Annotated in this window: 22 protein-coding genes; 7 read left to right on the forward strand and 15 right to left on the reverse strand. The window is 37.5% G+C overall.

From position 1 onward, the window contains the following. Positions 1 to 15 precede the first annotated feature (15 nt). From IPJ80_08365 to IPJ80_08375, 3 genes are read right to left on the reverse strand one after another with little or no spacing between them, the layout of a single operon-like run. Positions 16 to 738 carry a tetratricopeptide repeat protein gene (locus IPJ80_08365; protein MBK7913500.1) on the reverse strand — a complete coding sequence of 241 codons (723 nt, stop codon included), beginning with the start codon at positions 736 to 738 and terminating at the stop codon, positions 16 to 18. Continuing rightward, positions 735 to 2,543: a hypothetical protein gene (locus IPJ80_08370; protein MBK7913501.1), complete on the reverse strand. Its 1,809-nt coding sequence runs from the start codon at positions 2,541 to 2,543 to the stop codon at positions 735 to 737. Before IPJ80_08370 ends, IPJ80_08365 begins: the two co-directional genes overlap by 4 nt. Further along, positions 2,540 to 3,688 carry an FAD-binding oxidoreductase gene (locus tag IPJ80_08375; protein ID MBK7913502.1) on the reverse strand — a complete coding sequence of 383 codons (1,149 nt, stop codon included), beginning with the start codon at positions 3,686 to 3,688 and terminating at the stop codon, positions 2,540 to 2,542. Before IPJ80_08375 ends, IPJ80_08370 begins: the two co-directional genes overlap by 4 nt. A gap of 98 nt (positions 3,689 to 3,786) precedes the next feature. On the opposite strand from IPJ80_08375, the gene IPJ80_08380 reads away from it, so the two are divergent. Continuing rightward, complete coding sequence (locus IPJ80_08380; GenBank protein ID MBK7913503.1) at positions 3,787 to 4,221, forward strand: DUF4293 domain-containing protein; 435 nt, start codon at positions 3,787 to 3,789, stop codon at positions 4,219 to 4,221. Positions 4,222 to 4,237: 16 nt separating this feature from the next. Then, positions 4,238 to 4,834 (forward strand): TIGR04282 family arsenosugar biosynthesis glycosyltransferase, encoded by a 597-nt coding sequence (locus tag IPJ80_08385; GenBank protein MBK7913504.1) that lies wholly within the window; start codon positions 4,238 to 4,240, stop codon positions 4,832 to 4,834. 246 nt (positions 4,835 to 5,080) lie between these two features. Here IPJ80_08385 and IPJ80_08390 read toward each other — a convergent pair whose 3' ends face one another. Next, positions 5,081 to 6,499 carry an MBL fold metallo-hydrolase gene (locus IPJ80_08390; GenBank protein ID MBK7913505.1) on the reverse strand — a complete coding sequence of 473 codons (1,419 nt, stop codon included), beginning with the start codon at positions 6,497 to 6,499 and terminating at the stop codon, positions 5,081 to 5,083. After that, positions 6,496 to 8,022, reverse strand: coding sequence for a glutamate--tRNA ligase (locus IPJ80_08395; protein ID MBK7913506.1), 1,527 nt, complete (start codon positions 8,020 to 8,022; stop codon positions 6,496 to 6,498). The genes IPJ80_08390 and IPJ80_08395 overlap by 4 nt, the downstream gene beginning before the upstream one ends. A gap of 153 nt (positions 8,023 to 8,175) precedes the next feature. Here IPJ80_08395 and IPJ80_08400 point away from each other — a divergent pair, with 153 nt between their 5' ends. Beyond that, complete coding sequence (locus IPJ80_08400; protein ID MBK7913507.1) at positions 8,176 to 8,835, forward strand: polysaccharide deacetylase family protein; 660 nt, start codon at positions 8,176 to 8,178, stop codon at positions 8,833 to 8,835. Here IPJ80_08400 and IPJ80_08405 read toward each other — a convergent pair. Then, positions 8,820 to 9,749, reverse strand: a complete 930-nt coding sequence (locus tag IPJ80_08405) for a glycoside hydrolase family 16 protein (protein MBK7913508.1) — start codon at positions 9,747 to 9,749, stop codon at positions 8,820 to 8,822. The genes IPJ80_08400 and IPJ80_08405 overlap by 16 nt on opposite strands. Further along, complete coding sequence (locus tag IPJ80_08410) at positions 9,715 to 10,422, reverse strand: SAM-dependent methyltransferase (GenBank protein MBK7913509.1); 708 nt, start codon at positions 10,420 to 10,422, stop codon at positions 9,715 to 9,717. The genes IPJ80_08405 and IPJ80_08410 overlap by 35 nt, the downstream gene beginning before the upstream one ends. 146 nt (positions 10,423 to 10,568) lie before the next feature. Here IPJ80_08410 and IPJ80_08415 point away from each other — a divergent pair, with 146 nt between their 5' ends. The 3 genes from IPJ80_08415 (at position 10,569) to IPJ80_08425 (ending at position 15,456) form a co-directional block, all read left to right on the forward strand. Continuing rightward, positions 10,569 to 11,333 (forward strand): segregation/condensation protein A, encoded by a 765-nt coding sequence (locus tag IPJ80_08415; GenBank protein ID MBK7913510.1) that lies wholly within the window; start codon positions 10,569 to 10,571, stop codon positions 11,331 to 11,333. A gap of 592 nt (positions 11,334 to 11,925) precedes the next feature. Further along, positions 11,926 to 14,829, forward strand: a complete 2,904-nt coding sequence (locus IPJ80_08420) for a T9SS type A sorting domain-containing protein (protein ID MBK7913511.1) — start codon at positions 11,926 to 11,928, stop codon at positions 14,827 to 14,829. Positions 14,830 to 14,883: 54 nt separating this feature from the next. Continuing rightward, positions 14,884 to 15,456, forward strand: a complete 573-nt coding sequence (locus tag IPJ80_08425) for a hypothetical protein (protein MBK7913512.1) — start codon at positions 14,884 to 14,886, stop codon at positions 15,454 to 15,456. A gap of 11 nt (positions 15,457 to 15,467) precedes the next feature. Here the strand turns inward: IPJ80_08425 and IPJ80_08430 are convergent, their stop codons facing one another. The 4 genes from IPJ80_08430 to IPJ80_08445 form a co-directional block, all read right to left on the reverse strand. Next, on the reverse strand, positions 15,468 to 17,681 hold the full coding sequence (locus IPJ80_08430) for a hypothetical protein (protein MBK7913513.1): 2,214 nt from the start codon (positions 17,679 to 17,681) through the stop codon (positions 15,468 to 15,470). 17 nt (positions 17,682 to 17,698) lie between these two features. Beyond that, positions 17,699 to 18,787, reverse strand: coding sequence for an AAA family ATPase (locus IPJ80_08435; protein MBK7913514.1), 1,089 nt, complete (start codon positions 18,785 to 18,787; stop codon positions 17,699 to 17,701). Between the two features lie 208 nt (positions 18,788 to 18,995). Next, on the reverse strand, positions 18,996 to 19,781 hold the full coding sequence (locus IPJ80_08440; GenBank protein MBK7913515.1) for an SDR family oxidoreductase: 786 nt from the start codon (positions 19,779 to 19,781) through the stop codon (positions 18,996 to 18,998). A 2-nt stretch (positions 19,782 to 19,783) separates the two neighbouring features. After that, the gene (locus IPJ80_08445) at positions 19,784 to 21,253 is read right to left on the reverse strand and encodes a gliding motility-associated C-terminal domain-containing protein (protein MBK7913516.1); all 1,470 of its coding nucleotides are present in this window, start codon (positions 21,251 to 21,253) and stop codon (positions 19,784 to 19,786) included. Positions 21,254 to 21,355: 102 nt separating this feature from the next. On the opposite strand from IPJ80_08445, the gene IPJ80_08450 reads away from it, so the two are divergent. Then, complete coding sequence (locus IPJ80_08450; GenBank protein ID MBK7913517.1) at positions 21,356 to 22,129, forward strand: sulfite exporter TauE/SafE family protein; 774 nt, start codon at positions 21,356 to 21,358, stop codon at positions 22,127 to 22,129. A gap of 420 nt (positions 22,130 to 22,549) precedes the next feature. Here IPJ80_08450 and IPJ80_08455 read toward each other — a convergent pair whose 3' ends face one another. From IPJ80_08455 to IPJ80_08470, 4 genes are read right to left on the reverse strand one after another with little or no spacing between them, the layout of a single operon-like run. Further along, complete coding sequence (locus IPJ80_08455) at positions 22,550 to 22,996, reverse strand: 50S ribosomal protein L9 (GenBank protein ID MBK7913518.1); 447 nt, start codon at positions 22,994 to 22,996, stop codon at positions 22,550 to 22,552. Positions 22,997 to 23,011: 15 nt separating this feature from the next. Then, positions 23,012 to 23,278: a 30S ribosomal protein S18 gene (locus tag IPJ80_08460; protein MBK7913519.1), complete on the reverse strand. Its 267-nt coding sequence runs from the start codon at positions 23,276 to 23,278 to the stop codon at positions 23,012 to 23,014. A 10-nt stretch (positions 23,279 to 23,288) separates the two neighbouring features. Next, positions 23,289 to 23,753 (reverse strand): 30S ribosomal protein S6, encoded by a 465-nt coding sequence (gene rpsF, locus IPJ80_08465; protein ID MBK7913520.1) that lies wholly within the window; start codon positions 23,751 to 23,753, stop codon positions 23,289 to 23,291. Positions 23,754 to 23,808: 55 nt separating this feature from the next. Further along, complete coding sequence (locus tag IPJ80_08470; protein MBK7913521.1) at positions 23,809 to 25,293, reverse strand: amino acid decarboxylase; 1,485 nt, start codon at positions 25,291 to 25,293, stop codon at positions 23,809 to 23,811. Positions 25,294 to 25,463 lie beyond the last annotated feature (170 nt).

Below are 25,463 nucleotides of genomic sequence, written 5' to 3' on the forward strand. Positions count from 1 at the left end.
TTGAATACCCTGGAGTTATAGAATAACCCTTGTTCCTTTATTTAATTCAACCCAACCAAAGTCTAATTCGGTGGTTTGAACTTTAATCCACCCCTGGATCTGATCTTTTATTTGCAAATAGAGTCCGGCTTTTAGATCATCCTTTTTACTACTGCCCGGATCGGGTGATAAATACAATGGACTTGCCTGTAATAATACAAACCCATTCTGATCATTTCGAATCGAGTCCCGGTGTACCGCCAACAACAAGGAAATGCAAGCAAACAACAACACGAAACGAATCGATTGAAGTGACAGAGGTATTTTGTCTTTGAATAAATAGCCTGCAATCCCTATGGAAACAGTCAAAACAAAAAGCATAAACCAATGAAATGCTTGCATGCTTAATAAGATGGATTTATAAATCTTGAAAAGTATAAATTCAGGTAATTCAAATGTTTCGATCCCTGCTGCTGCCTCGGCGATTTTTAAATTTTTAATGCATGCAGCACAGTTTGGATCCCACTTCAATGCTTTTCGGTAATACAGGATCGCTTGTGGATACTCTTTTAAACCAGTATACGTATTCCCGATATTAAAATAGAGATCTGCTCCTCGCATTCCATTAGCAAGAAGCTGATTCCATTCTGTTAACGCGGTATGATAATCTTTGGCTTTATATGCCTGGATCGCTTTTTCGACTTGAGAAAAACAAACTGTCGGAGCTAAGAATAATAAATAAAGAGCCAGACGTTTCATTTGAATTCCTTTTTAATAATTTCCTCTAATGATTGTGGTTTTTCCTTATTCCTTGGATTAAATCCATCCAGAAATTTTTTACGCCCATCTTGTAAAGGCAACATATTTCCTTTAGGTTTAGTAAAAAAATCGATAAATTCAATCTTTTCATCTGCATTAAAATTCAATCTCATGCTGCTGCACTGAATAAAATTGGTTCCTATAAATCCTTTTTCATCATCTTTTATAAAATATACAGATTCTGCATTGCCTTGCACATCCATGTAATTTATTTTCTTAAGTTCAAAATGTGCTTGAATATCTCTCCCTTTCAATTGGTTTTCAAGATTGGTAAAATCATGATTGATAATAAATGCTTTTTGTTTTAAAAAGATGTCTTTGAGTGATTTTCCGGATAAAAGCATGTGAATCGTATCTCCAGTAAATTGAGTCGTATCTGACCACAATACAGGCTTTTCAAATAAATAGAATGTGGAATCTTTTCCAGAAAAAAACAAGGAATCGCATAAGCCTTGCAATCGCGGACTCCAAATTTTTACCTTACCCCAGGCATACAAAACCTGAAAACTATCAGTACCCGATTGCAATCGTTCTGAAAACAAACTGTCTGCTGATAAATACAAACTGTCGCTGTTAAAAGCTGATGCAATATAGGGTCGGTGGCTTGCACCAAGTGCCCGATATTTGTAATTGGTTTTACTATAAATAAATGTATCGCACACAATGGTATAACCACTGCTGGTATCTTTAACAGAAACACCGCCACTGGCTTGCCCCAGGTCTTTAACTCCGTCGTATTTTAATTGCAGGGCTTCAATGGTTCGACCACTTTCTGTAACACTGGTTTTTCCGGAAACATTAAGCGACTTACTTTTTCGATTGTATTCGATTAGATTTCCAGTAAGCAATCGTTCACCTTCTTTATAACTCGCATTCCGAAACAGCTTTACATCTTGTGTAATTTCGTTAATAACGATGCTATCAGCTCGTGCTTCTTGTTTTGCATCGCGAATGTATCCATCATGAACCAAGGTGATTGTATTTTTAATTGCATCGTGGTAAATATCACGTGCATCTGCAATTTGATTGCCCCGACGATATCTTGGATAATTTCCAAAATAGGATTGTTGCAATTCAACATTGTAATACCCTTTTTCACAATAAATTTCCAAACTGTCTTGCTCAATTAATGTAGGACCGGTAAATCGAACCAATTTATTTTTTGTCTCATATACCAGGGAATCGGATAACAAATTCAGACTGTCATTCAACAATACGATTACGCTGTCTTTAAAATAAGCCGTTCCAGTTTTTGCAAAATAATATCCCCGATTGCTTTTAAGCCGGGCGTTTTCAGATATTAAAATTCCTTTTGTTGGGTATCGTGCAACCCGTGATTTCAAGTCATAATTCAGAATGCTTGTAAACAATTCCTGATCCCGGTGTTTCAAAACAATGTTTCCAATAAAATCTGCCTGTGATAATTCACCATCATATTTAAGACTGTCACCAAAAATTTGTAAACTATCTCCTTCTACAATCCGCACATGCCCCATTGCAGTCATTTTATTTCCATCTATGATTGCTGAATCACACAAAAGAAAGGTTGCTTTATGTCGTACCAATACATCATGCGATAAATATTGAATTTCCCTGCCACCAAATCGCTCAAATTGAAATACGTCTGCATGAATAACCTGGATCTTATTTGAACTGGTGTCAACTTGAGATTGCGCATGCAATGAAAAACATGTCAGGCATGATAACAGAAAACACCCGATAATTCTTAAGTAGGATAGACTCATGCGAATGCTTCATTTTTGAGCAGTAAGTCTGCAGCTTCTTCACCAACCAGGCTACCGATTGCTACACCCATTCCGCCTAGTCGAACAGCCACATAGATATTTTGAGATAGTTGTTTGATAATTGGCTTTTTTACTTCTCCTAAACCCAGTATTCCAGACCATTGTTCAACTACGTTCAATTTTTGACCGGGAAGAATGTACTGTCTTACTAAATCAATAAGATACATTTTAATTGTTTCATTAATTCCAAAAGCATCGGTGGATTCTGTTTTAAAATCCAAATTACGACCCCCTCCAATTAAGAGCTTTCCATCTAATTCGCGGAAATAGACATATCCGCAATTTATGTGAAAACACCCTCTGAATGGAATCATTTTTTCAGCTTCTATAAGCAAGACTGAATTTCTGGCCGGATTTACTTCCAGTTCCGGAAAAAATCGTTTTGCAAAACCATTAACGCAAAAAAGCAATTGTTTCGCATGAAATCGGAAGGTGTCTTCCAATTCGATTTCAACATCTTCTTCCCGGTTTTGCCATGACTTGATGCCAATTCCATGAATTAATTTGCCTCCTTTCGATCGAAATAGCTCCTGGAGGGTATGAATCATCCACATGGGATTGATGCAAGATTCATGTTCATTTGCAATCAGGGATGTAAATCGATTGAATCCCCAGGGTTCCAGGTCCTCGTTTTTAAACCGGTAATAGGATTTTAGTCCGGTTTGATGTTCAATTTCCTGATTTAAATAGTCTAATTCTTTTTGACCCACCTGGATCCGGCTCAATTCAGGATGGATTAATTCGTAACCTCCATAGGGTTTCAGATCCAGCGCAGTCGGTCCGGTCCGTTGGATGAGCTTTTGAATGCCTTGAAAACGCCTGTTAAATAGTTGGAATACCTGTTCAGCATTGGATTTACTTAAATCGTCCAAAAGTTCAGAAGGACTGCCAAAACAGGCAAAACCAGCATTTTTTGTACTTGCACCTAAAGGCAGGTAGTTTTGCTCAATAATTAAAACCCGCAAATGCGCTTGTTTTTCTAAAAGTGAAATCCCTGTACTCAAGCCAACAATACCACCACCAATGATAACGACATCAGTATTTTTAAAGTAAAACGAATTTTCCCAATAACTTAAATGAGGCATAGTCGCGGTTTGGAATTTGGCAAAATTAACAGGAAACAGGCAGTATTTTTTGTCTGCTAATGCCCAATTCTAGCTAATTTTCGGCCTAAATTCATCCAATGATTCAACGCATTCAAAGTATTTATATGTTTTTGGCAGCGATTTGTTTTGCTGCTTTGTGGTTTCCTTCCATGATTTTATTAAAAACAGAAAATCCGGGAGATGCCTATTTTTCAGACGCTATATTTTATGCCAATGAAAGTATGCTCATCATGATTGGTTCCGGTGTTTCGGCTCTAATGGCCCTGATTTCCATATTTCTTTACAAAGAACGAGGGATGCAAATCATTTTAGCAGCCGTTTCCAGTTTGATGCATATGCTATTTTGTATTGGCGCTTGTTTCTGGAGTGTTTTTAAATATCAGAAATTGGCTGAATTTATTCCTGCAAATGGAATGTATTTTAGTATGGCCGGCATCGTACTCGTCTGGTTGGCTGTAAGAGCCATCCGTCGGGATCAGGACCTGGTAAAATCTATGGATCGTCTGCGCTAACTATTCATCAAGCTATTTGTCTGGTCCCGCTGCTCTTATTGTATTTATTAAAAATCCTGTATTAGGCCGGGTTAAAACACGCATTGCTGCCACGGCTGGCGAGGTCCCAGCTTTACAAATCTACCAGCAGTTGCTTGAGATTACTCGGAAACAATGCGCGGACTATTTAGGTACAAAGTATTTATTCTACAGTGATTTTATCGAGCTGTTTGATGCCTGGGATCCCAATATTTTTATTAAAAAACTGCAAAGCGGAAACGATTTGGGTTTGCGCATGCATAATGCATTTAGTGAAGTATTTCAAAAGCATTCAAAAGTAATTATCATCGGCAGTGATTGTCCCTATCTGACAAGCCAACACATCGAACAAGCAAATTCAATATTGGATACTGCGGATTGTGTCATTGGTCCAGCTCTTGATGGCGGTTATTATTTACTTGGATTGAACAGCATACATGAACGTTTATTTCAAAATAAAAATTGGAGTAGTTCAACAGTACTGAAGGACAGTCTTGTCGATTTAAAACAACTTAATTTAAGCTATCAGTTGATGGAGTCATTAGAAGATGTTGATAGCCTGGAAGCATGGAACCGATACCAGAAAAGAAACTAAAAGAAGTAGTCTAGACGAAATGGCATAGAATGAATTTCAATGCTCAATTTTCAGTGTTCAATAAGGATCATTAAACAGAGTTTATTGAATTGGTCAATAATGGATAGACGTAGGCTAAGCCTACGTCTAGCATTTGGAATAAAATTTTATTTCGATGTATGATTTAGTTTGATCAACTTTCTATAAAGTATTATCACCAATTCCAATTTCTTCAGGTTTATGCTAATTATTTTTTATCATTCCAATCTAAACAACAAATTCTTGTTTTAATTCTGGAATCTCGATGGAATTAAATCCTTTAGTATGCAAATAGTTTTTATATGCTTGTTGTGTTTCATATTCACCATGTACCAAAAATAATTTTTTGCAAGTACTGTTTTGATTGCTTAGAAAATCACTCATTTCTTTTTGGTCTCCATGTGCAGAAAATGAATCCATGATTTCAATTTGTGCATTTACTTGTTTGACATCTCCTAATAACTTGATTTCAGTTGCGCCGCGTTGCAATTGTCCGCCGGGAGTATATGGAGCACAGTAGCCAACCAATAAAATGGTGTTGTTTGGATTTTCAATGTTGTTGTACACGTGATGCTGGATACGACCTGCATTTAACATGCCTGCAGCCGAAATAATAATGGCAGGTTCTTTACTGCTGTTTAGTTTTTTTGATTCGCGAACATCTACAATATAACTCAGTCGTTTAAATCCAAATGGATCCGGATCTTTTACAATGTAACGATGCAATTCATCGTCAAAACATTCTGAATGTGCTTTAAAGATATCGGTAGCATTTACCGCTAACGGACTGTCAACATAAACCGGTAGATTGCCTAAGCTGCCTTCATTAACCAGTTGATCTAAAATAAAAACCAGCTCTTGGGTTCTACCTAAACTAAATGCAGGAATGATTACTTTTCCACGACGTTGAAAACAAGTTTGATTTACAATTTCTAAAAAACGTGCTTTTTCTGCTGGTTTTTCTAAATGCAATTTATCCCCATAGGTAGATTCTGAAATAATGACATCCGCAGGCCACATATCCTGAGGATCCCGTAATATGGGTCGGTTGGGTCTTCCAATATCTCCGGTAAATGCAAGTCGCATCTCATCTCCTCCGGTATTGATTACCAGATTTACGCTGGCAGATCCTAAAATATGACCTGCATCTGTAAAAATAAGTTTTACACCTTTCACCAAGTCAATCCAGCGGTCGTAAGACACTGAAACAAAAAGTTTCATGGCTTGTGCAACATCGGCGGCATTGTAAATGGGTTTAACTTTTGTATACTTGAAATTTGGATTGCGTTGTTTTTTTCGTTCAAGATGTTTGTTGTCAAACTCGGCATCGCGTTCCTGAATATGTGCCGTATCCATCAACATGATAGAAGCGAGATCCCGTGTCGCATGCGTACAATATATGTTTCCCCGAAAACCATCTTTTACAAGTTTTGGAATACGGCCACAATGATCTATGTGCGCATGTGATAAAATCAATAAATCAATTTCTGCTGGTTGAAAAGGCCAGGTGGCATTGATTGTATCATCGTCTTCACGCCTTCCCTGAAACATTCCACAATCCAATAAGATTTTAAACCCATTGTCTAAGGTAAGTAAATGACAGGAGCCGGTAACTTCCCTGGATGCACCGCAAAATTTTAATTTCATATGCTTTGATTAATGGGCATTTGTTTAATAAACAAATTTATTTTTTGAATTAATTTAGTTTTTCCCTGAAAGGCAATCATTTTAAATACATCCGGTCCGGTTGGTATTCCGGTCATGCATACCCGCAATAATGGAAATAATTCTCCGGCTTTGATCTGTTGGTTTTTAATAAATTCCTTCAATTCAGATTCAATCGGTTCAGCTTGCCAATTGATTTGATTTTCTAAAAAGCCAATTACCTTGATAAGTATACTTGAAGATTCCGGTTTTAGTTTGCTTTGTATAAATTGTGAATCATACACAAGTTGTTCTTTGAAAAATGGATGGGATTGTTCATAAAAATCTTTAAAAAAATGGATCCTGTCTTTGTACAATTTACAAATTGTATTCGCTTCGTCAATTGATATTGATTGCCCCTGCATTTTATAATCATGAAGAATTCGATGGACACATGCTTCATCACTTATTCGATGCATGTATTGTTGATTAAACCATTTGCCTTTTTCAAAATCAAAACGCGCCCCGGATTTTACAATCTTATCAATTGAAAATGCTTGAATCATTTCGTCAAGCGTAAAAATTTCTTTATCCGTTCCATCATTCCAACCTAGAAAGGCTAAAAAATTGAGTAAAGCATCTGGTTCGAATCCATATTCACGAAACCCTTGATAGGTTTCGCCTTCAGCTGTTTTCCAATCGATGGGAAATACCGGAAAACCAAATTGAGCACCATCCCGTTTCGAAAGTTTGCCATTACCCGTTGGTTTTAAAATCAATGGCAGATGCGCAAATTCAGGCATCCGGTCGGTCCATCCAAATGACTGATACAACAACACGTGATGTGCTGTTGAAGACAACCATTCTTCACCTCGAATTACGTGTGTGATTTGCATTAAATAATCGTCTACTACATTGGCCATATGATAGGTTGGCATGCCGTCTGATTTTATAAGCACCTTATCATCCAGATCCACCGTATGAAATCTTACGGAACCCCTCACCAGATCCTGAATCAGTACATCTTCATTGGCTGGTACTTTTAAACGGATGACATATGGAGTATTGTTTGCCAGTTCCTGTTTACAATCTTCCTCTGATAGCGTTAATGAATTTCGCATTTTAGAGCGGGTATTAAAATCATATTTTTGATTTCCCCCGTTGGATGCTCTGAGTTCATTTAATTCGGTTTCTGTATCAAATGCAAAGTAGGCTTTCCCTGAGGCAATGAGCTGTTGTGCATGTTTCCAATAAAGCTCCTTACGCTCTGATTGGCGGTATGGCCCAAATTCACCTCCAAAACCCGGACCTTCATCCGGAATCAAGCCTACCCATTTAAGGCATTCGATGATATAGGATTCGGCTCCTTCAACATATCTCCCTTGATCGGTGTCTTCAACCCGTAGAATAAATGTCCCGCCCTGTTGTTTTGCAAACAAATAATTGTACAAAGCGGTTCGGATTCCGCCAATATGAAGCGGTCCGGTTGGACTGGGAGCAAATCGTAATCGGACAGGTCTAGGCATATTGGTTGAATGTGTTTTGCAAATATCCAAAGTCCTTTTCAAAATAAGACCTAAAATCAGGGGATTTAGATTATAAGGTATTGTTAATCACTAAAATATTCCTAAAAAGCCGAAATCCAAAAGCCATCTTTACACGTAGATTCTTATATCTCCATGTATCTGAGTTTTACACCTCGATTTTTGCAGAGCATGTTTTCAGAGCTTCTGTGGCGGGTTGAAAGCCAAAGGCCCGAGCTATTCCTTACATTTGATGATGGTCCGATCCCTGATGTAACTCCCTGGGTACTTGATCGATTGGAAGAATTTGATGCCAAAGCCAGCTTTTTTTGTGTCGGACAAAACATCGAACGGTTTCCAGGAATATTTAATCAGATCATAGAGCAAGGCCACACCATAGGTAACCATACCTTCAACCATTTATCAGGTTGGTGTACCGACAATCCTACGTATTTTCATAATGTACAGAAAGGAGCCAAAATCAGTGGATCGAATTTATTTCGTCCGCCTTATGGGCGATTGCGACCTTCTCAAACCAGATTTTTAAAACGGCATTATCAAATAGTAATGTGGGATGTATTGAGTGGAGACTTTGATCCCAATCTAAGTGCAGATGCCTGTTTTAGTAATGTTATTAAAAATACACAACCAGGATCCATCATTGTATTTCATGACTCATTGAAGTCAGCGAAAAAATTGTACGAAGTCTTGCCCAGAATTTTAGAATACTACAGTTTGTTGGGCTATCAATTTAAAGCTTTGAATCCTCAAGGAGTGCACAGCTATTCAGACAAAGAGCATTATTCTTTTGCCTGAGTTTCATAAATCCGGATATAGTCAATTTCAAACACAGCTGGAAACAATTTTGATTTTAATAATTTCCCATGCTTATTGGAATCAATCCCCAAACCTGCAATGATGCGCGCTTTTGTTTTAGGAAAATGTTCCACTTGATTGTAAATCCCTGGTTTTAATTTGTAGGATTTAATCCTTCGATTCGATGAACTGGATTCATATCCAGCAAGCGTCCGTACCAATTTATTATTGACATACCATCTGATAAAAAACGGATCCCATTCAATGGCAAATACATTAAACCCTTCATGCAATGCCGGACTTAAATGCCATTTCGGATCCTGACAATTGTTGTGTGCTTCATAACAATGATGGTAGTTGGTTTGAAATTGTCTCATATACCGTCCATTAATTTCAAACACATCAATTTCTTCCAATACGCCTTCTCCAAGAGTCCAAAACGCAGGCCACATCCCGTATCCGGAGGGCAATTTGCAACGAATTTCAAATCGGCCGTATAAAAATCCTTGTTTTGAAAATAAATTTCCGGAAGTGTAAGGATACTCTTTTCCATACCAACTGGACTTCTGTTTTTTTCCAATAATTTTTAAAGTACCATTTGAAATCACCAGGTTGCTGTCCATTAATACCAAATCACCTCCCAGGGTCCGGCAGGCAGGGCAGGTATCCAATCCGGAGGCAGTGTACGGATAATAACTAAACCATTTACTGACATCCAGTTGATTTCCATCAAACTCATCATGCCAAACGAGTTTCCAGGATTTGGGTGTATCCAGTCTATTGGATTCGTTGGTAATTTCAAATACTGCTTTTACCTGAGCTGACAATTCGAATTGTACCAACAGGCAAAAAACAAAAACTATATTTTTCAAACTCAACTTATTTTGACAACAAGTAAATACTTGGTGAATCATAATATTTTACCAGATCTTGAAGATTCCATTTCTTAATTAAACGGGATTCAATGACTTGATCCGGACCGGTTAAATTGGATGCAATGCAAAGTTTCATATCCGATGGAATGTGCGTCAGAATCAATTCAAGAATTTGTTTGTTGCGATAAGGAGTCTCCATAAAAATATGCGTTGCATGGGATTTACGGATTTCATTCAAAATCCAAATCAATTTGTGTCTTAATTCTTCTTTTTTAGCTGGCAGGTAGCCATGAAAATGAAATTCTTGTCCGTTAAATCCACTGGCCATCAAAGCCATTAATATGGAATTGGGTCCCGGATAAGGAAAAACTGGAATTCCATTCTGATGGGCTTTTGAAACCAAAAGAAATCCAGGATCGGCGATACAGGGCATGCCAGCTTCTGAAACCATCCCCAAAGGTGTCCCGTTTTTAAGCAAATTCAGCATGTCTTGATAAAACAAGGATTCGTCTTTTGGAGGAATTTCAAAAATCTCGATGAGATTGATGGGCGTTGGGTGCTCAATTAATTTAAGATAGGCTCTGGCAGTCTTAGCCCGCTCAACCACAAAATGTCGTAAAGATCTGGCTGCTTCCAGGGAGGATTCACTCAAAGAATTTAAATTTCCTCCGGCAATGGGAACCGGAATTAAATGCAAACCTACTACTGACATAAAAGCTAAGGTAAAGGAAGAAAACCCATCTTACAGAAAAGCACAAGCTTCTTCGGAAGAAACCGCAATTTTTAAGTGCCAGCCCTCATATTTTCCCCGAAAACCCAATTCATTTACCGTAACTTCGCCTTCCTTTTTAGAATAAAATGAATACGTATACCATTAAGTTACAGCAGTTTGAAGGTCCCTTTGACCTGCTTTTATTTTTTATCGAACGAGATGAACTTGATATTTACGATATACCCATTGCTAAAATCACCGAAGATTTTTTAGCCTACGTCCGGCACATTGAGTCCCTGAATTTAGATTTGGCCAGTGAGTTTATTTTGGTTGCAGCAACTTTAATTCGGATTAAAGCAAAAATGCTCCTTCCCCGTAAAGAGCTGGATGAAAACAACCAGGAAATTGACCCAAGAAAAGAATTGGTCCAAAGACTTTTGGAATATAAATCGGTCCGTGAAGTGATTGATGAAATGAGCAAGATGGAGGACGATCGTTATTTCCGAGTTCCGCGTGGAAATATGAAAAAGGAATTTGAAAGTCTTGCAAGCAAAGCTTTAGTTGATGCGGAATGGGAGACGCTGAATCTTTTTAACCTGATGAAAGTATTTCAAAAGGTCATGCAGCGCTTTGAAGAAGGTCCAAAAACAGTAGTACATAAAATCTATAATTACAAATTTGAAATTGTAGACGAACAAGAAAAAGTCATTCACAAAATCCATCTCAGTGGAAAAGTAAATTTTGAAAACCTGTTTGAGGAATGTGAAAACCGCATCCATGCCATCATCGTTTTTTTAGGCATCCTCGAGTTGGTCAATCTTCAACGCATTCACATTTTAAAAGGCGAAACCATTAATCAATTTTGGTTGATGGAAAAACCAGAAGAAGAAGAAGGACTGGAAGAAGAATAGGGTGGTTAGTTGATAGGTGATCGTTGTTAGTTGATAGTAGGAGCTGTTTTTTTTTACCTTTTTAGTTTTTTGCCTTCTTAGCTTTCTTGCGTCTCTGCGTCTTTGCGTGAAATCAATTAGTTGATAGGAGGAACATGTGTATTTCTGTGGATCTCTGTTAGAAATCAATTAGTCATTGCTCATTGAGCATTGAATATTGAGCATTAGATTTTCCTTCGAAGCATGATTTTTAATGTTCAACGCTCAATGTTCAATTATCAACGCTCAATTTATTTAAAGAAACGGTCAGATTTAGTAATGATTCCACTAGTCATTGAGCATTGAATATTGAGTATTAGATTTTCCTTCGAAGCATGATTTTTAATGTTCAACGCTCAATGTTCAATTATCAATGCTCAATTATATATTTATAACCAACATAGGAATTATTCATTGACCTATATAGTTATTTTGGACGATGCAATCTGCTAGTAAATGAATGTCCAATCCACCCCTAATAATTCGTAATTAATTATTTCTCCCTTGAGTACATGAAATTTCCACTATGCTAAATAGATCTTAATTGATTATATTTACTTCAAATTCACTGCAAATGATCCGCTTATTCATCACGCTTTTCCTTTTGGCTTATTTGCAGCCTGTCCATTCACAATTGCCCAATGGATCGGTGGCGCCGGATTTTGATGTAGAAGATGTTAATGGCAATATCTACAGTTTGTATGCCATGATGGGCAATAATAAATCGGCTTGTGTTGGGTTTGAAGCGACCTGGTGTGGTTTCTGCTGGCATTTTCATGAGAGCCATGTCCTGGATCAGGTCGTCAATAATTTAGGAGCAAGCACCACCGCAATCATGTTGGAAGCAGATTGGAAAACCAATACCGAATGTTTATTTGGTCCAGCCGGATGCAATGATTATACTTGGGGAGATTGGGTTACCGGAATGCCTTATCGAATTGCTAATTTATCTGCTACCAATGGTCCTACTGTTGCCAGTGAATATTATCATAGTTATTATCCATTGCTCTATGTTATTTCACCTGATAAACGTACTTGGGAAATCATTGAGCGGACCTATTCCAATTATTTCAATTGGATCACCAAGAGTTTTGCAATGAATGCTACTCCGGTAATTACACATTCTACCTGTGGAGATAATGGGAAAATAAATTTAAATGTGACCGGTGGACATGGATCGATTACTTATAAATGGACGAACGGTGCTAAAACTAAAGATCTGAATAATTTGCCGGGTGGAACGTATTCAGTTACACTGACTGATGGAAATGGCTATTTTAAAAGCTTTGGACCTTACACCATTGAAGGTCCCTCAAAAAGAGTCGATGTAGTTGGATTGGATCTCAATCATGTCAAGTGTTATAATGAAGCAAGTGGAAGTATTACCGTTCAAATGGATTATGGTAATCCACCCTACCAATATAAATGGTCCAACAATACATCGCAGGCAGCCAATCTGAATTTAAAAGTCGGTACTTATAGTTTAACAGTAACCGATGTAAAAAATTGTAGCATGGTTCGTAATTATACGCTTACACAACCTACAGATTTAACTGCAACAGCTACATCTCAACGAGACAACTGCGATCAACAAGATGGTAAAATATCAGTAAAAGCATTTGGCGGATATCCGCCATACACCTTCGATATTGGTGATGGCAGTCAATCAAAATCCGAATTTACCAATCTCGTTGGGGGTAAAGCATATTTTGTTACCGTAACAGATGCAAATGCTTGCACCGAAATTATTAAGCAAGATGTTGATATTACCCATAAACCAAAAGCTGAAGCAGGTTTAAACGATAGCTGGGATTGTATTAAAAAATTTGTAAACTTAAACGGAACCAATTCCGAACAGGCAGCCTGGTTTAATTATTTGTGGAGTAGCCCTACCGGAACCATCCTGGATGGTGCAGAAACACTTACACCAAAAGTGGCAAATCCCGGAATGTATTTCTTAAAAATTACCAATACAAATAATGCTTGCAGTGCAATTGATTCAATGCAACTTATAGATGCACGTATTTTTCCTCACATACAAGTAGCAGGAGATACCAGCTTGAATTGTGCATTTTTTGAAACCACTATTCAAGGTGAAAGTCGGAACCAGGCAATAAAATATTATTGGTCAAAAGTAGAAGACAGTACTTTTTATGCAATACATAAACAGCTTTTCCTCACACAACCCGGACAATATGTTTTTCACGTATACGATACGATCAATCAATGCATTTCACTGGATACAGTCCGCTTACTTGAAAATAAAATAAAACCACTTGCAGCAGTGGATGATTCTTCTTATTTAAGTTGTTTGGATACCATCATATCATTAAACGCAATCACTTCTTCGAATGGATCTGAGTTTGAATATTATTGGTCAACTTTAGATGGTCACTTGGTTGATGGAATCAATACACTAAACCCTACAGTGGATCTACCAGGAAATTATATTCTGGAAGTAAAAAACAAACTGAATTATTGTGTAGCTTCAGATACTGGAATCGTTCATCAACGCAACATTCCTCAAGCGACATTTGATCAAGCGATTCAAGCTAAAGACGTATTGTTTACCGATCAATCCATTGGATTTCCAACTACCTGGAATTGGTCTTTTGGAGATAGTGCATTCAGCGCCGAAAGACAACCGCTGCATACCTTTCCATCAGAAGGAGCATATGAAGTCTGCTTAACAGTGCATAACGATTGTGGTTCAGACAGCATTTGCAAAAACTTGTTGATTGGCATCGCTTCAAGTCTTTCAGTAGTGCATGTTGAACTAAAACCAGTCAGTTGTTTTGGTGGAAAAGATGGATCCATCCAACTGACCATACAAGGGGGAATTCCACCCTATACATATCTATGGAGCAATCAACAAGCGAGTAAAGACCTGATAGACATTCCTACTGGAGATTATCGGGTAGAAATTTCCGATCAGCAAGGAACTAAAATTTTTCAAAATTACACGGTGAACCAGGCGAGCCAAATTAATTTAATTAAAGCTGACATCAATCCATGTAGTTCCGGTGCTATTAACGGTGCAATTTCTTTGCAACTGGAAGGGGGGAATCCACCTTATCAGTATCATTGGTCAAATGGTTTAGCGACCAATCCAATTGTGGATTTGGCCCCAGGAAATTATTTCTGTACCCTTACAGATGTTACAAACTGTCAAAAGGAATTTGGTCCGTTTCATGTTAAAGAACTTACAGCAACAACTAATAGTAGTTTTATAAATCGATTTGAATTAATTCCAAATCCGGTAAATCAACAGGGTCTTATTTTAGTACAATTAAACGAACGTAGACCGTATAGCATTCGCATTGTAAATGTATATGGACAAACAATATATTCAATTCAATCCGATCAGCTCAATTTAAAGTTACCGTTTGATTTTTCAGCATTTCCTAAAACACTTTATTTTGTTGTTCTGAATTCGGATTCATTGAGTCGAACTTTGCGTTGGATGGTCCAAGAGTAAGCTTAGTTTTTAAATTTAAAATTGTATTTTTATTTAACTGAATAAATAAGTAATATGAAACAAATGAAGCGCATCAACAATTTTTGGATAGGCTTGGTTATCCTGATCAGTTTTCTTTTTAGCCAGTCATTTTCTTGTGAGAAAACCGAACACAAGAGCTTATTTGTGATAATAGAAGGCAAATTTAAAGCTGGGGAGGCTGCTTCCGTCGAAGTAAACGGGCAGGATTTTGGTTATGCTACTGAAACAGATCCTCTGATTGCAAAATTGGAACCAGGAGATTATACGATTAAAGCTACTACTCAAGTAGTCCCGGGAACATTTGTTGCAAGTTTTACCAAAAAAAATACCAATGACTATATTTTTAATGTACTATGCGATCCGGCCGAAGTAACCATCAAAGCGCATGCAGACTTTGCATTTCTGGATCAAACATCTTTGATTGAACCTACACATTTTCCTGGGGTTGAATTTTTACCCGGGACTCCTGTAACTGTGAAGGATGTTAAACCATTGGGTAAAACCACCTACAGTTTTTATGATAACAAAGGTCGTTTGCGTTATTCTGTTGTAAAATCTTTAATTTATAGAGAAAAATGGAGTTTAGATATTCCTTATACTCCATAAGCAGGGCAATTCTATATTTTAGATAATAAACCTTCTAGTAATTTTTGTCGTTTTGCATCCAGTTTTATTTTGAATGCAACGCCAGATTCTAAAGAAATTGTTTTTTGTTTGAGTTGATTCAGGATACGCCTTTTTTCTGAGACTGCAACAGATTCAAATACACGTCGCATTAATGGCAGATAGGAATTAAAATGCAATTCATCCAAAGATTGAATCCAATCATCAAGACATTCTAATATTTCAGGATGCATTAAATAAAAGACAGTCTGATTGTGTAAAAATCCTTCAAACCACAATGCAGATTTTGGAATGTCAGAAGATTGTGAAAACTGAAATTTCATGAAATCTATAAATTTATCCCACGGAATTTCTTGTCTTTCCAACATTATATACCATAGTTTGCCTTGCAATCGGGGATGAGTTAAGGCATCGTGAACCATAATCAACCGTTGTTCTTTCCACAGATCTGCATATTCATGTTGCTTGAATTTATCAAAAAACAATTGGATTACCGGAATGACTTCCAACATTTTCAAGCTGCGTTCATCGTCAATAAATTTTACTGCATCGGGTAAATTAATCAACAGTTTCGGCAACAATTTGTCGAGTACATTTTTAATAAACAAGGTATCCATTTTGTGAATGGAACCATACTCTAATCCTGAAAGCAAAGGACGAATCAAACTGCTTAATTGCAACACATCGGTATGGCTGATAATTATCGATTCGATCTTATGGGATAGCAGCGGAAGTATTTCCGGAAAATCTGCTTTGAGTGCATGAACCAGATAATCTGCTAATCGAAACCAGGGAATATTTTTTTCAAGTTCAATTCCAATAAATTTTCTAGCGGCTTCTTTGAGTGTGTTTCCATATAAGGCAATTCGCACTAAGGTAATTTCCATATCAGCCTTCCATTCAAACTGCCAATGTTCATGAAAATTTCCCAAGGCCTGTGTTTCAAGTGCTTTTTCATGAGCCCAATTCAAATGAAACAGTTGTGTATAATTTAAAAATCTGGAAATCTCAAGATGCTTTTCTTTTCTTAGATCCAATTCTAAAATCTGTGGCCCATCATCCACCCAAAAACGATTTAATCGAAGTCGTTTAAGCAAACTCTTAAAAATGCGTATAAACGGCAAGGATTCATCCCCTAAATCAACAGATCCCTGAATACTTCCACAAAGTAATTTTTCTCTTAGCAATTCTAAAGATTCAGAATTCCCAATATTAAAAACAGTGAGGCAGCTTTCCAATAATTCATCAATACCGGGAAATGGAATCTCTCGCATCAATGCCAACATATTCGCCAATCGTTCTGCTTCGATTGCTGAAGCCGGACTCATTTCAGCTCCTTCATTTCGCATTTGATGCATTGCATGAACCAGAAAATTTGAAGCAGCCATTTTTGGATTTTTAAAAAGTGCTTCATGCCATATCGGTGAAACAATTCCTGCACTGTATCCATTGTTGAGACTCATGTTTTTATAGGACCAGGGTATGATACAACAAGCAATCTGATGTGATTGTAATTGTTTTAGTTCATCATTGGTTTGTTTTTCAATAAATTCCTGTGTCAGGACTGGACCATGCCATGCACCGCACACGACCGCAATGCGTTTGTATTTTTTCTTCAACAATTTTCGAAGACACTGACGCATGTATTGTTCACGAACCAGTGTTTCCTCATCATCCAATCCAATGCTCTGATGTCTTAATTCAGCCATAAAGTCCTGAATCAGATCAAAGAGTTTTTCATGATCGGTCCATTGCTCAAAATGGGTTTCCCACCAACGTTCACTATCAGTATAACCGGCTTGTTTTGCAAGAAATGCTATGGGATCCCGTGTTATTCTTTTTTGGTATTTAGTTAAATCAGCCTCGGGATCATTTTTAAAATTTGAGGAAACTAAGGATACTCCAGCAGGTAAATCGATTGGAACACAAGGAATCTGTTGGCGCGTTGCAAATTGTATAGCCTGGTATTCGGGTGAAAACGATGCCAGTGGAAGATAAATCGATTGATCGGGATGATTCGTATTATAATATAAAAATGCAATGGGTGCTTTGACTGCAGGGAGCTGGATTTGTGAAATAAGGGGACTCGATTCTGCAGGCAATTCAATTGCCAGTACATCGGGTTGATATTGTTTTAATGCTTCAAGCAATCGGCGGGAAGATCCTGCGCCATGATGTCTGATGCCAAATAGTTTAATTGAAGACAAGGTTACTGGATTGCAATTTATTTGTCTTTGAAATAGGTATGTAATACTTCATACCAATCTTTAAACTCTGTTCGTTTTTTTATAACTGTTTCTGTGTATTCCTGTAAAATTGTTTTTTCATCATCATCCTGACGGGTGATGGATTGAAAAAGACCAGGGACAATATCTGAAGGCCCAAAAGATTTATCAGAGAAATAATGATGATGAATCCGGGCATGATGTAAAATAGAAATAGCTTCAGCAGGACTTAATCCTGCTTGAGAAGCTTTGATCTTTTGCTTTTTATCGATGCTGTGTCCTTCCCGAAGTTCCCTGAAAATAAGTACCAGTTTCTTAGTCAATGAATCTTTAAGTTGTTCCATTGGAATATTCATTTGTTGTCCGAGTTGTTGCACGCGATCATGGACAATACGAACTTCATCTTCAATGGAATCGGGTAAAGGCATTACCAGGGTATTAAAACGACGTTGCAAAGCAGACGATAAAGGATAAATTCCTTTATCCCGATCATTTGCGGTAGCAATTACATTGAAACCTTGTATCGCCTGAACCTCTTCGTTCAATTCTGCAATGGGAATTATTTTTTCAGATAAGATAGTGATCAGGGCATCTTGAATTTCTGTTGGAATTCGCGTGAGCTCTTCGATACGTACTAATTTACCATTCAACATTGCTTTCATTACTGGTCCTGCAACGAGGGCTTGTTTACTGGGCCCATGCGCAATCAAGTGAGCATAATTCCAACCATACCGTAAGCTATCCTCTCCAGTTCCTGAGGTCCCTTGTACAAGCAAAGTTGAGTCATTGGAAATCGCAGCTGCAAGATGTTCAGACAACCAAGATTTTGCGGTCCCTGGAATCCCGATCAATAATAAAGCTCTGTCAGATAATAGAGATGCAATTGCAATCTCAACTATTTTTTTATCTCCTATGTATTTAGGGGTAATTACAGTCCCATCTTCAAGACGGGTTCCCAGGATATAATTCAATACAGCCCAGGGAGATAATTGCCAACTAGCTGGCTTATCTTTTTTATCAAATTTTTTGAGAGCCTCCAATTCATGAGCAAAAGCTTGCTCTGCATGTGGGCGTATAATTTGTTCCATCGTTTTAATTAAATACCTACAATCTGTTCCAATCTTTATTATTGAGGCGAAAATTTCAAATCAAAATCAATGCGCTCAATTAAAATTTTCTTGATTTTAAATCATAGAGTCATTTTGCATCTGGGCAAACCATTTTATCATCAAATCATTTTTCTTACGCAGCCTCCTTTCCTCTGCGCGAAACCAAGGCATGCACCATGAAACAAATTTACAAACTTTTGGTTCGTCCACCATCAACGGGTACGTTGATCCCGGTTATGTAAGCTGCAAGCGGGCTTGCTAAAAATGCAACTGCATTTGCAATTTCTTCCGGTTCTGCAAATCGCTTCATTGGGATGGCAGCTACAAGTTGTTGTTCAATTTCTTGTTGTGATTTCTGATGAAGTAACTGTTCTTTTTCAATGATGCTTTCCAATCGTTCGGTGCGAGTCGCTCCCGGTAAAATATTATTTACTGTAATGTTGAATGCTGCCAATTCGTTTGCAAGGGTTTTTGCCCAATTGGCTACTGCCCCACGAATCGTATTTGAAACACCTAAATTGTCAATGGGTTGTTTTACAGAAGTGGAGATAATATTTATAATACGCCCATATGCTGCTTCTTTCATGCCGGGAATCAATTGCGAAGTAATCAATTGATTTGCGATTAGATGTTGTTTAAATGCAGATTCAAAGGCCTCAGCAGTTGCAGTATGTGCTGGACCCGCTGGTGGGCCACCGGTATTATTTATTAGGATGTGTATTGGAAAATTTAATACCACATGGTGTATTTTTTTTTCAAGATCCTGTGGATCTTCCATATTTGCTACGACTACATGATGGTTTTGATTATGTGACCTTGGAAGTTGGTGCAACAACTCTTCAAGTAAAACGGCATTTCTGGAAAGAATACAAACCGAAGCTCCTGCCTGAGCCAATCGAATGGCACAAGCTTTTCCAATACCTTTACTGGCGCCACACACTAATGCATTTCTATTTTGTAAATTGATGGGTATCATTATCTAATTAAACTTAGGGATCCGGTTAATTTCGAATTTCTAATCCGATCACAATCCTGGTATTTGAATTCAGCCAAATAAATATATGTGTCCATCGGAATGTCTTCATTAGGTGTCCAGGCTCCGTTTAAATCGGACGTTTCAAATAATTTTTGTCCCCAACGATTGTAAATAAGTAATTTCATTTCAATCACACGATTGGCTTCATGCTTCACAATGGAGGGTCTGAATTTTCGATTGGTTTCTTCTCCATAGGGTGCTAGCACATTTGGAAATTTAATAAACGATTTAATTTCTTTCGTTAAAGCCCGCACGTGAAACGTATCACTTAATTCTTTGCAAATTGTTTTCGCTTTAACAATATAATCACCCGTGTCTCGTACCATGATTTGTTGGGTATTTAATCCGTTGTTCCAGCTAAAATCAAAACAATTACCATTGCAAACTGCATCCAGTTCGATGGTGTCACCAATACACACATTATCAGGCCCTAAAATTTTAATATTAATATTTGGTTCAGTCCGAATGATAACCGTATCACGTAGAATCGTTTTACAGTTATCCTGAAGTTGCACTTCAACCGTGAGAGGTCCGGTTTCTGGCACTTGAATTTCTGCCAGGTTTTCACCGGTACTCCAGCTGATGATCCCTTGATCATAAGGAGCCGGGATGCGGATTTTTTTAATTTCACCGGGGCATAAGAAAATTTCTTTGGGAAGTAAATCTACAAGTTGTGGTGGAGTAATTTCAATCATTTCAAAATCATCTACAAAATAATAGATGGCTACTCCTCCTGGATTGCTAGGTGGATTTGTTCCAATAAAACTGGTATCACCTTTTGATAAAGCTCGGAATCTTCCAACTATAAAATGATCTTCTCCACCGCATGCTGTATAATTGAAACTAAAAAGTTTATAATCTGGTCCTTTTATAAAATCCTGATCTGGAGATTCGTAAGTCGGTTTTAATTGTTTAAGAGGTTCTGCTTGTTTATATACAGCAGGACCGGTTTGAATAAAGACTCCCAATTCATCAATTGCATAAACCGGATTTTGGGTACCGGGCCTGGCCCAAAAACTAAATTGATAAATTGCACCTGCCCTTAATGGATTGGTAAAATGATTGGTCAGGTATTCATGTTTGGCAAATCCTACAAAAAACCCACCGTGCTTTTTGCCCATGTGGGGAGCTATTGAATAAAAATCCGGTGAACCAAATGTAGCTGCAGTCCAATCAATTGGATTGTTTGCACCATAGCCGATTCCCAATTCTTTAAAGCCACGTGCATCGCACTGATCGCATTGTTCGAATCCTGGATTGGGAATTAAATTTTGTGCAGTAATCAGATTCCATTGGATCAATAAAAAACATAGCGAACAAAGTATGCTGCTTTTTAAAGAGCAATGGTAATTATTTTCATATTGAAACAAGTCCATTTTAAGGATTTGAATTACTTTTAAAAAAACCATTTGGGCTGTTTAGATTTGCGAATATACGGAATTCATAGAATGCTAATTTCAATAGGACTAGAATTCATTGAGAATCTATTAGTTTTATAAAGTTTTTAAAAGATGGAAATTCTCGGATTGGTATTAATTGCATTTTTTGCATCCATTTTGACTTTTTACAGTGGATTTGGCCTTGGTACACTCTTGTTACCGGTCTTCAGTCTGATGGTTCCAATTGATCTGGCCATATTAATGACAGCCCTTGTCCATTTTCTAAATTCAATTTTCAAGTTTATTTTGACCCGAAAGGCTTTGCACTGGCCAAGCTTAGCAATTTTTGGAATTGTTTCCTTGATTTTTGCAATTCTGGGTGCTTATTGCCTGCAGTATTTTGTGGTACTTGAATGGATGTATTCTTACACGATTGTCGGGTATGCAGCAAGCACCAATGTATTAAAAATTATTATTGGGAGTTTATTGGTATTGTTTACTGGTATCGAATATTTCGATGTTATAAAAATAAAATCGAATCATCCAATCTATTTAATAATAGGCGGCATATTAAGTGGATTTTTTGGTGGACTTTCAGGACATCAGGGTGCTTTGCGATCTGCTTTTTTGCGCAGTTTGCCTCTGACAAAAGAACAATTCATAGCAACTGGAATTGCATGTGCTTTGATGGTAGATACAGCTCGCTTATTGGTTTATACAAAAATGGATCAACACGCATTCATGAATATTAATTTGCAGTTGGTATTGCCGGCAATTGCAGCAGCCTGGGCCGGAGCCTGGATTGGAAACAAATATTTAAAAAAAATAACCCAGGAACAGATCCAAAAAATTGTTTGTATCTGTCTGATTTTATTTGGCGTATTAATCGGAATGGGATTGATATGAGTGGATCAGCAGTTAGGAATTAGTAGTCAGGGGATTCAGTAGTCAGGAATTAGTAGTCAGGATTCAGTAAGAAGAAATACAAAAGTTCCAAATGCTGTGAGTAGGCTTGGTCTGCGTCCATTACAACAATCCTTAATGAAATGACTATACTATACGATGACCCTTTATTGAAAATTGATAATTGAACATTGAGAGTTGAACGTTTAAAATCTTGCTCCGAAGCAAAATCTAATGCTCAATATTCAATGCTCAATGAGCAATGAATAATTAAATCCTCGCAAAGGCGCAAAGAAATACAAAAGCTCCTTCTATCAACTTTCAACTAACAACTAACAACCATCACCTATCAACTATTTTTTTTTGCAAAAAAAAATCCCGAAGCAATTTGCCCCGGGATTATCTTACCTAGTACGTTTTAGTTTATTCAGATACCACCTCAAAATTAATTTTGGTATGGACATCTTTATGAAAATCGATTGTCGCAGTATAAGTACCTAAAGTCTTGATTTCATCATCCAGATGAATTTTCTTGCGTTGAATATCAAGATTAAATTGGTCTTTCAAAGCTTGTGCTAATTGCACATTGGTAACACTACCAAAGATTTTATCTGAGGCTCCTGTTTTCGCACCGATTTTTAAAACAATGCCGTTTAATTGCTCGGCCATTGCTTTGTATTCATTTACTTTTTTGTTTTCACGGGCATCCTCTTGTTTTCTTAATTCGGCCAGTTTTCGCATATTGGAATCATTTGCCAATAATGCAATACCATTAGGAATTAAAAAATTTCGTCCGAAACCCGGTTTTACTTTTATAACCTGGTGCTTATCACCAAGTTTATCCATATCTTTTAATAAAATAATTTCCATAGCGATAGATTTAGTTTATTTTAAAAGATCGGTTACAAATGGTAAAATAGCTAAATGCCTGGCGCGTTTAATTGCAGTTGCAACCCGTCTTTGATATTTTAGAGAGTTACCAGTTAAGCGACGAGGTAATAATTTACCTTGTTCGTTAACAAATTGAATTAGAAAACTGTCATCTTTATAATCGATGTGTTTTAATCCAAATTTTTTAAAACGGCAGTATTTGGTTTTCTTCTGTCCTATATTAGGATTACTCAGGAACTTTATTTCATCTTGCGTTGCCATGTTTTAGTTTTTATTCTTCTTCAACAATAATTTCTTCCTTAATGATAGGTGCAGGAACCGGGATTGGAGCTGGGGCTGATGTTGGACGAACATATGCTTCAGAACTAGATCCGTCAGCAGATTTGTCTTTCTTTACCCGTTTTCCAATTTTACCATTTCTTTTGTCTTCATTGTACTTGACTCCATATTTGTCAAGCTTGACGGTTAAATAACGCATGATACGTTCATCGCGTTTTAATGCTAATTCCATTTTTCCATTGAATGGTGGATTATCCATTACATATTCAATGCAAAAGTATACTCCGGTGGAGCGATTGTTGATGGGATAGGCCAAAGCCTTTAATCCCATTTCATCTACATGAACGATACTTCCACTTTCGTTTCCGATCATTTCCTTGTAGGTTTGAACTGTCGATTTAACTTCATCGCCCGACAGTACTGGGTCAACGATAAAGCTTACTTCATAATGAGGCATCTTGCTCTAATAATTAGTTTAAAAAGGGTCGCAAAGTTAAGTATTTATCATAAAATCAGTCATTTTTTTCTGATTTTAATAAATTTATACTGGATTGCAGCAGGGAAAGGTAGCTTTGAATAGTCTCCAGGCTTGTCCGGAAACTTAAAATCGCAATACGAATCCAAAATTCACCAACGATGCTGGTAGACGAAACAAATACCCGTCCATCTTCCAATACCAAATCCACCAGACGTTTATTGAATGCGTTAATATCTTGATTTTCAGGTCTATATCTATATATACAGACCGAAGTTTCCGGATAGGGTCCTCTTTCAAAACCCATTTTGCCGATTTCTTCATAGAAATACCTGCACAACAGTATTTTTTCTTCAAGACAAGCCCGAAAAGCATCCAGTCCATAAAGTTTCAATGGAATCCACAATCTCAATCCTCGGAAATGTTTGGTCAGTTCCGGCGATAAATCTGCTGGACTCCATTCCTCCTGTGAACTCAAGGTATCTTGCATATAGGCCGCTTTGTAGTAATGGGCCTTATATTGTGAAACGAGGTCTTTAATTAATACTACACCCAGTCCATAAGGTAAAAACAATCCTTTATGGGGATCTACCACTACGCTATCAGAAAGTGCAATGCCCTTAAAATGGTCTTTTAATTGACTTCCATCCGGGTTTTCCAATTTGCATAAACTAAAAAACCCTCCGTATGCGGCATCGACATGAAACCAGATCCGGTGTTCAGCACAAATGGCTGCCATCGCCTCTAAAGGGTCAATAGCACCGGTGTCAGTCGTGCCGGCACTCCCTACAGCCAGAAAAGGAACCAGACCTTTTTGGATGTCATCCCGCACGATCTGTTTAAATGCGTTCATATCCATTCGAAAGAACGCATCCATAGGCACTTTTCGAATCTGACATTCTGATAATCCTGAAATTCGAATTGCTTTATGGATACAATGATGTACTTGTTCGGTCAGGTAAATGCAGTGCTTTTCTATGTCCCGGGCTGCTATCTGTCGGGCTTCACGAGCTGTTACGATGGCAATTAGATTGGCAATAGATCCACCGCTTGCTAGATTTCCATGACTGGTAATCGGGTATCCAAACAAACGGCTCATCCATCGAATTAATTCGTTTTCTATTTTAACTGCTGCCGGACCACCGTAATAGATACCCGCATATTGATTACTGACTGCTGCCAGATAATCCCCAAGGGCTGCCCCATAAACGCCTCCTCCGGGAATATAACCCAAATGGCCTCCGGATGCTGGATTTAAGCCATAGGAAATTAAATGCGCTTTTAATTCATTAATGACATCAGTTATTGGTTCTGGAATATCAAGATTGCCTTTTAAGTTAAGTACTTGCGACAAACTGCCAAATATCTTAAATGCCTTTTTTGTTGGTAATGAATCAATAAATTCAAACGCAAAGCGTGAAGTTTCATCGGTCCATTCTTTTCTTAATGCGGTTCCAGGCTCCAGTTTACGGGCTTTCAAAGCGCGTTCCTGAATTTGTTCAATTAATTTTTCAGTTTCCATTCTATTTTACAAAGCTGAAAGAATTGTTTTAAATTATTTGCAAAAAATTTCTTAAATCGTTGAAAAACCTAAATGATGATAAGAATTCACCGTATTTTTAGTTCCCTTTTACTAAAATGATGCTTACCCCCTGATTTTTATTAATTTATGCACACAACAGATTTTTTGAA

This window comes from Saprospiraceae bacterium, from assembly GCA_016714025.1.
GTDB lineage: Bacteria > Bacteroidota > Bacteroidia > Chitinophagales > Saprospiraceae > Vicinibacter.

Bases quoted from the DNA above. Each gene is read 5' to 3' on its own strand.
- IPJ80_08365 (MBK7913500.1), bottom strand. From the start codon at position 738: ATGAAACGTCTGGCTCTTTATTTATTATTCTTAGCTCCGACAGTTTGT.
- IPJ80_08370 (MBK7913501.1), bottom strand. From the start codon at position 2,543: ATGAGTCTATCCTACTTAAGAATTATCGGGTGTTTTCTGTTATCATGC.
- IPJ80_08375 (MBK7913502.1), bottom strand. From the start codon at position 3,688: ATGCCTCATTTAAGTTATTGGGAAAATTCGTTTTACTTTAAAAATACT.
- IPJ80_08380 (MBK7913503.1), top strand. From the start codon at position 3,787: ATGATTCAACGCATTCAAAGTATTTATATGTTTTTGGCAGCGATTTGT.
- IPJ80_08390 (MBK7913505.1), bottom strand. From the start codon at position 6,499: ATGAAATTAAAATTTTGCGGTGCATCCAGGGAAGTTACCGGCTCCTGT.
- IPJ80_08395 (MBK7913506.1), bottom strand. From the start codon at position 8,022: ATGCCTAGACCTGTCCGATTACGATTTGCTCCCAGTCCAACCGGACCG.
- IPJ80_08400 (MBK7913507.1), top strand. From the start codon at position 8,176: ATGTATCTGAGTTTTACACCTCGATTTTTGCAGAGCATGTTTTCAGAG.
- IPJ80_08405 (MBK7913508.1), bottom strand. From the start codon at position 9,749: ATGATTCACCAAGTATTTACTTGTTGTCAAAATAAGTTGAGTTTGAAA.
- IPJ80_08410 (MBK7913509.1), bottom strand. From the start codon at position 10,422: ATGTCAGTAGTAGGTTTGCATTTAATTCCGGTTCCCATTGCCGGAGGA.
- IPJ80_08415 (MBK7913510.1), top strand. From the start codon at position 10,569: ATGAATACGTATACCATTAAGTTACAGCAGTTTGAAGGTCCCTTTGAC.
- IPJ80_08420 (MBK7913511.1), top strand. From the start codon at position 11,926: ATGATCCGCTTATTCATCACGCTTTTCCTTTTGGCTTATTTGCAGCCT.
- IPJ80_08425 (MBK7913512.1), top strand. From the start codon at position 14,884: ATGAAACAAATGAAGCGCATCAACAATTTTTGGATAGGCTTGGTTATC.
- IPJ80_08435 (MBK7913514.1), bottom strand. From the start codon at position 18,787: ATGGAACAAATTATACGCCCACATGCAGAGCAAGCTTTTGCTCATGAA.
- IPJ80_08445 (MBK7913516.1), bottom strand. From the start codon at position 21,253: ATGGTTTTTTTAAAAGTAATTCAAATCCTTAAAATGGACTTGTTTCAA.
- IPJ80_08450 (MBK7913517.1), top strand. From the start codon at position 21,356: ATGGAAATTCTCGGATTGGTATTAATTGCATTTTTTGCATCCATTTTG.
- IPJ80_08455 (MBK7913518.1), bottom strand. From the start codon at position 22,996: ATGGAAATTATTTTATTAAAAGATATGGATAAACTTGGTGATAAGCAC.
- IPJ80_08460 (MBK7913519.1), bottom strand. From the start codon at position 23,278: ATGGCAACGCAAGATGAAATAAAGTTCCTGAGTAATCCTAATATAGGA.
- rpsF (MBK7913520.1), bottom strand. From the start codon at position 23,753: ATGCCTCATTATGAAGTAAGCTTTATCGTTGACCCAGTACTGTCGGGC.
- IPJ80_08470 (MBK7913521.1), bottom strand. From the start codon at position 25,293: ATGGAAACTGAAAAATTAATTGAACAAATTCAGGAACGCGCTTTGAAA.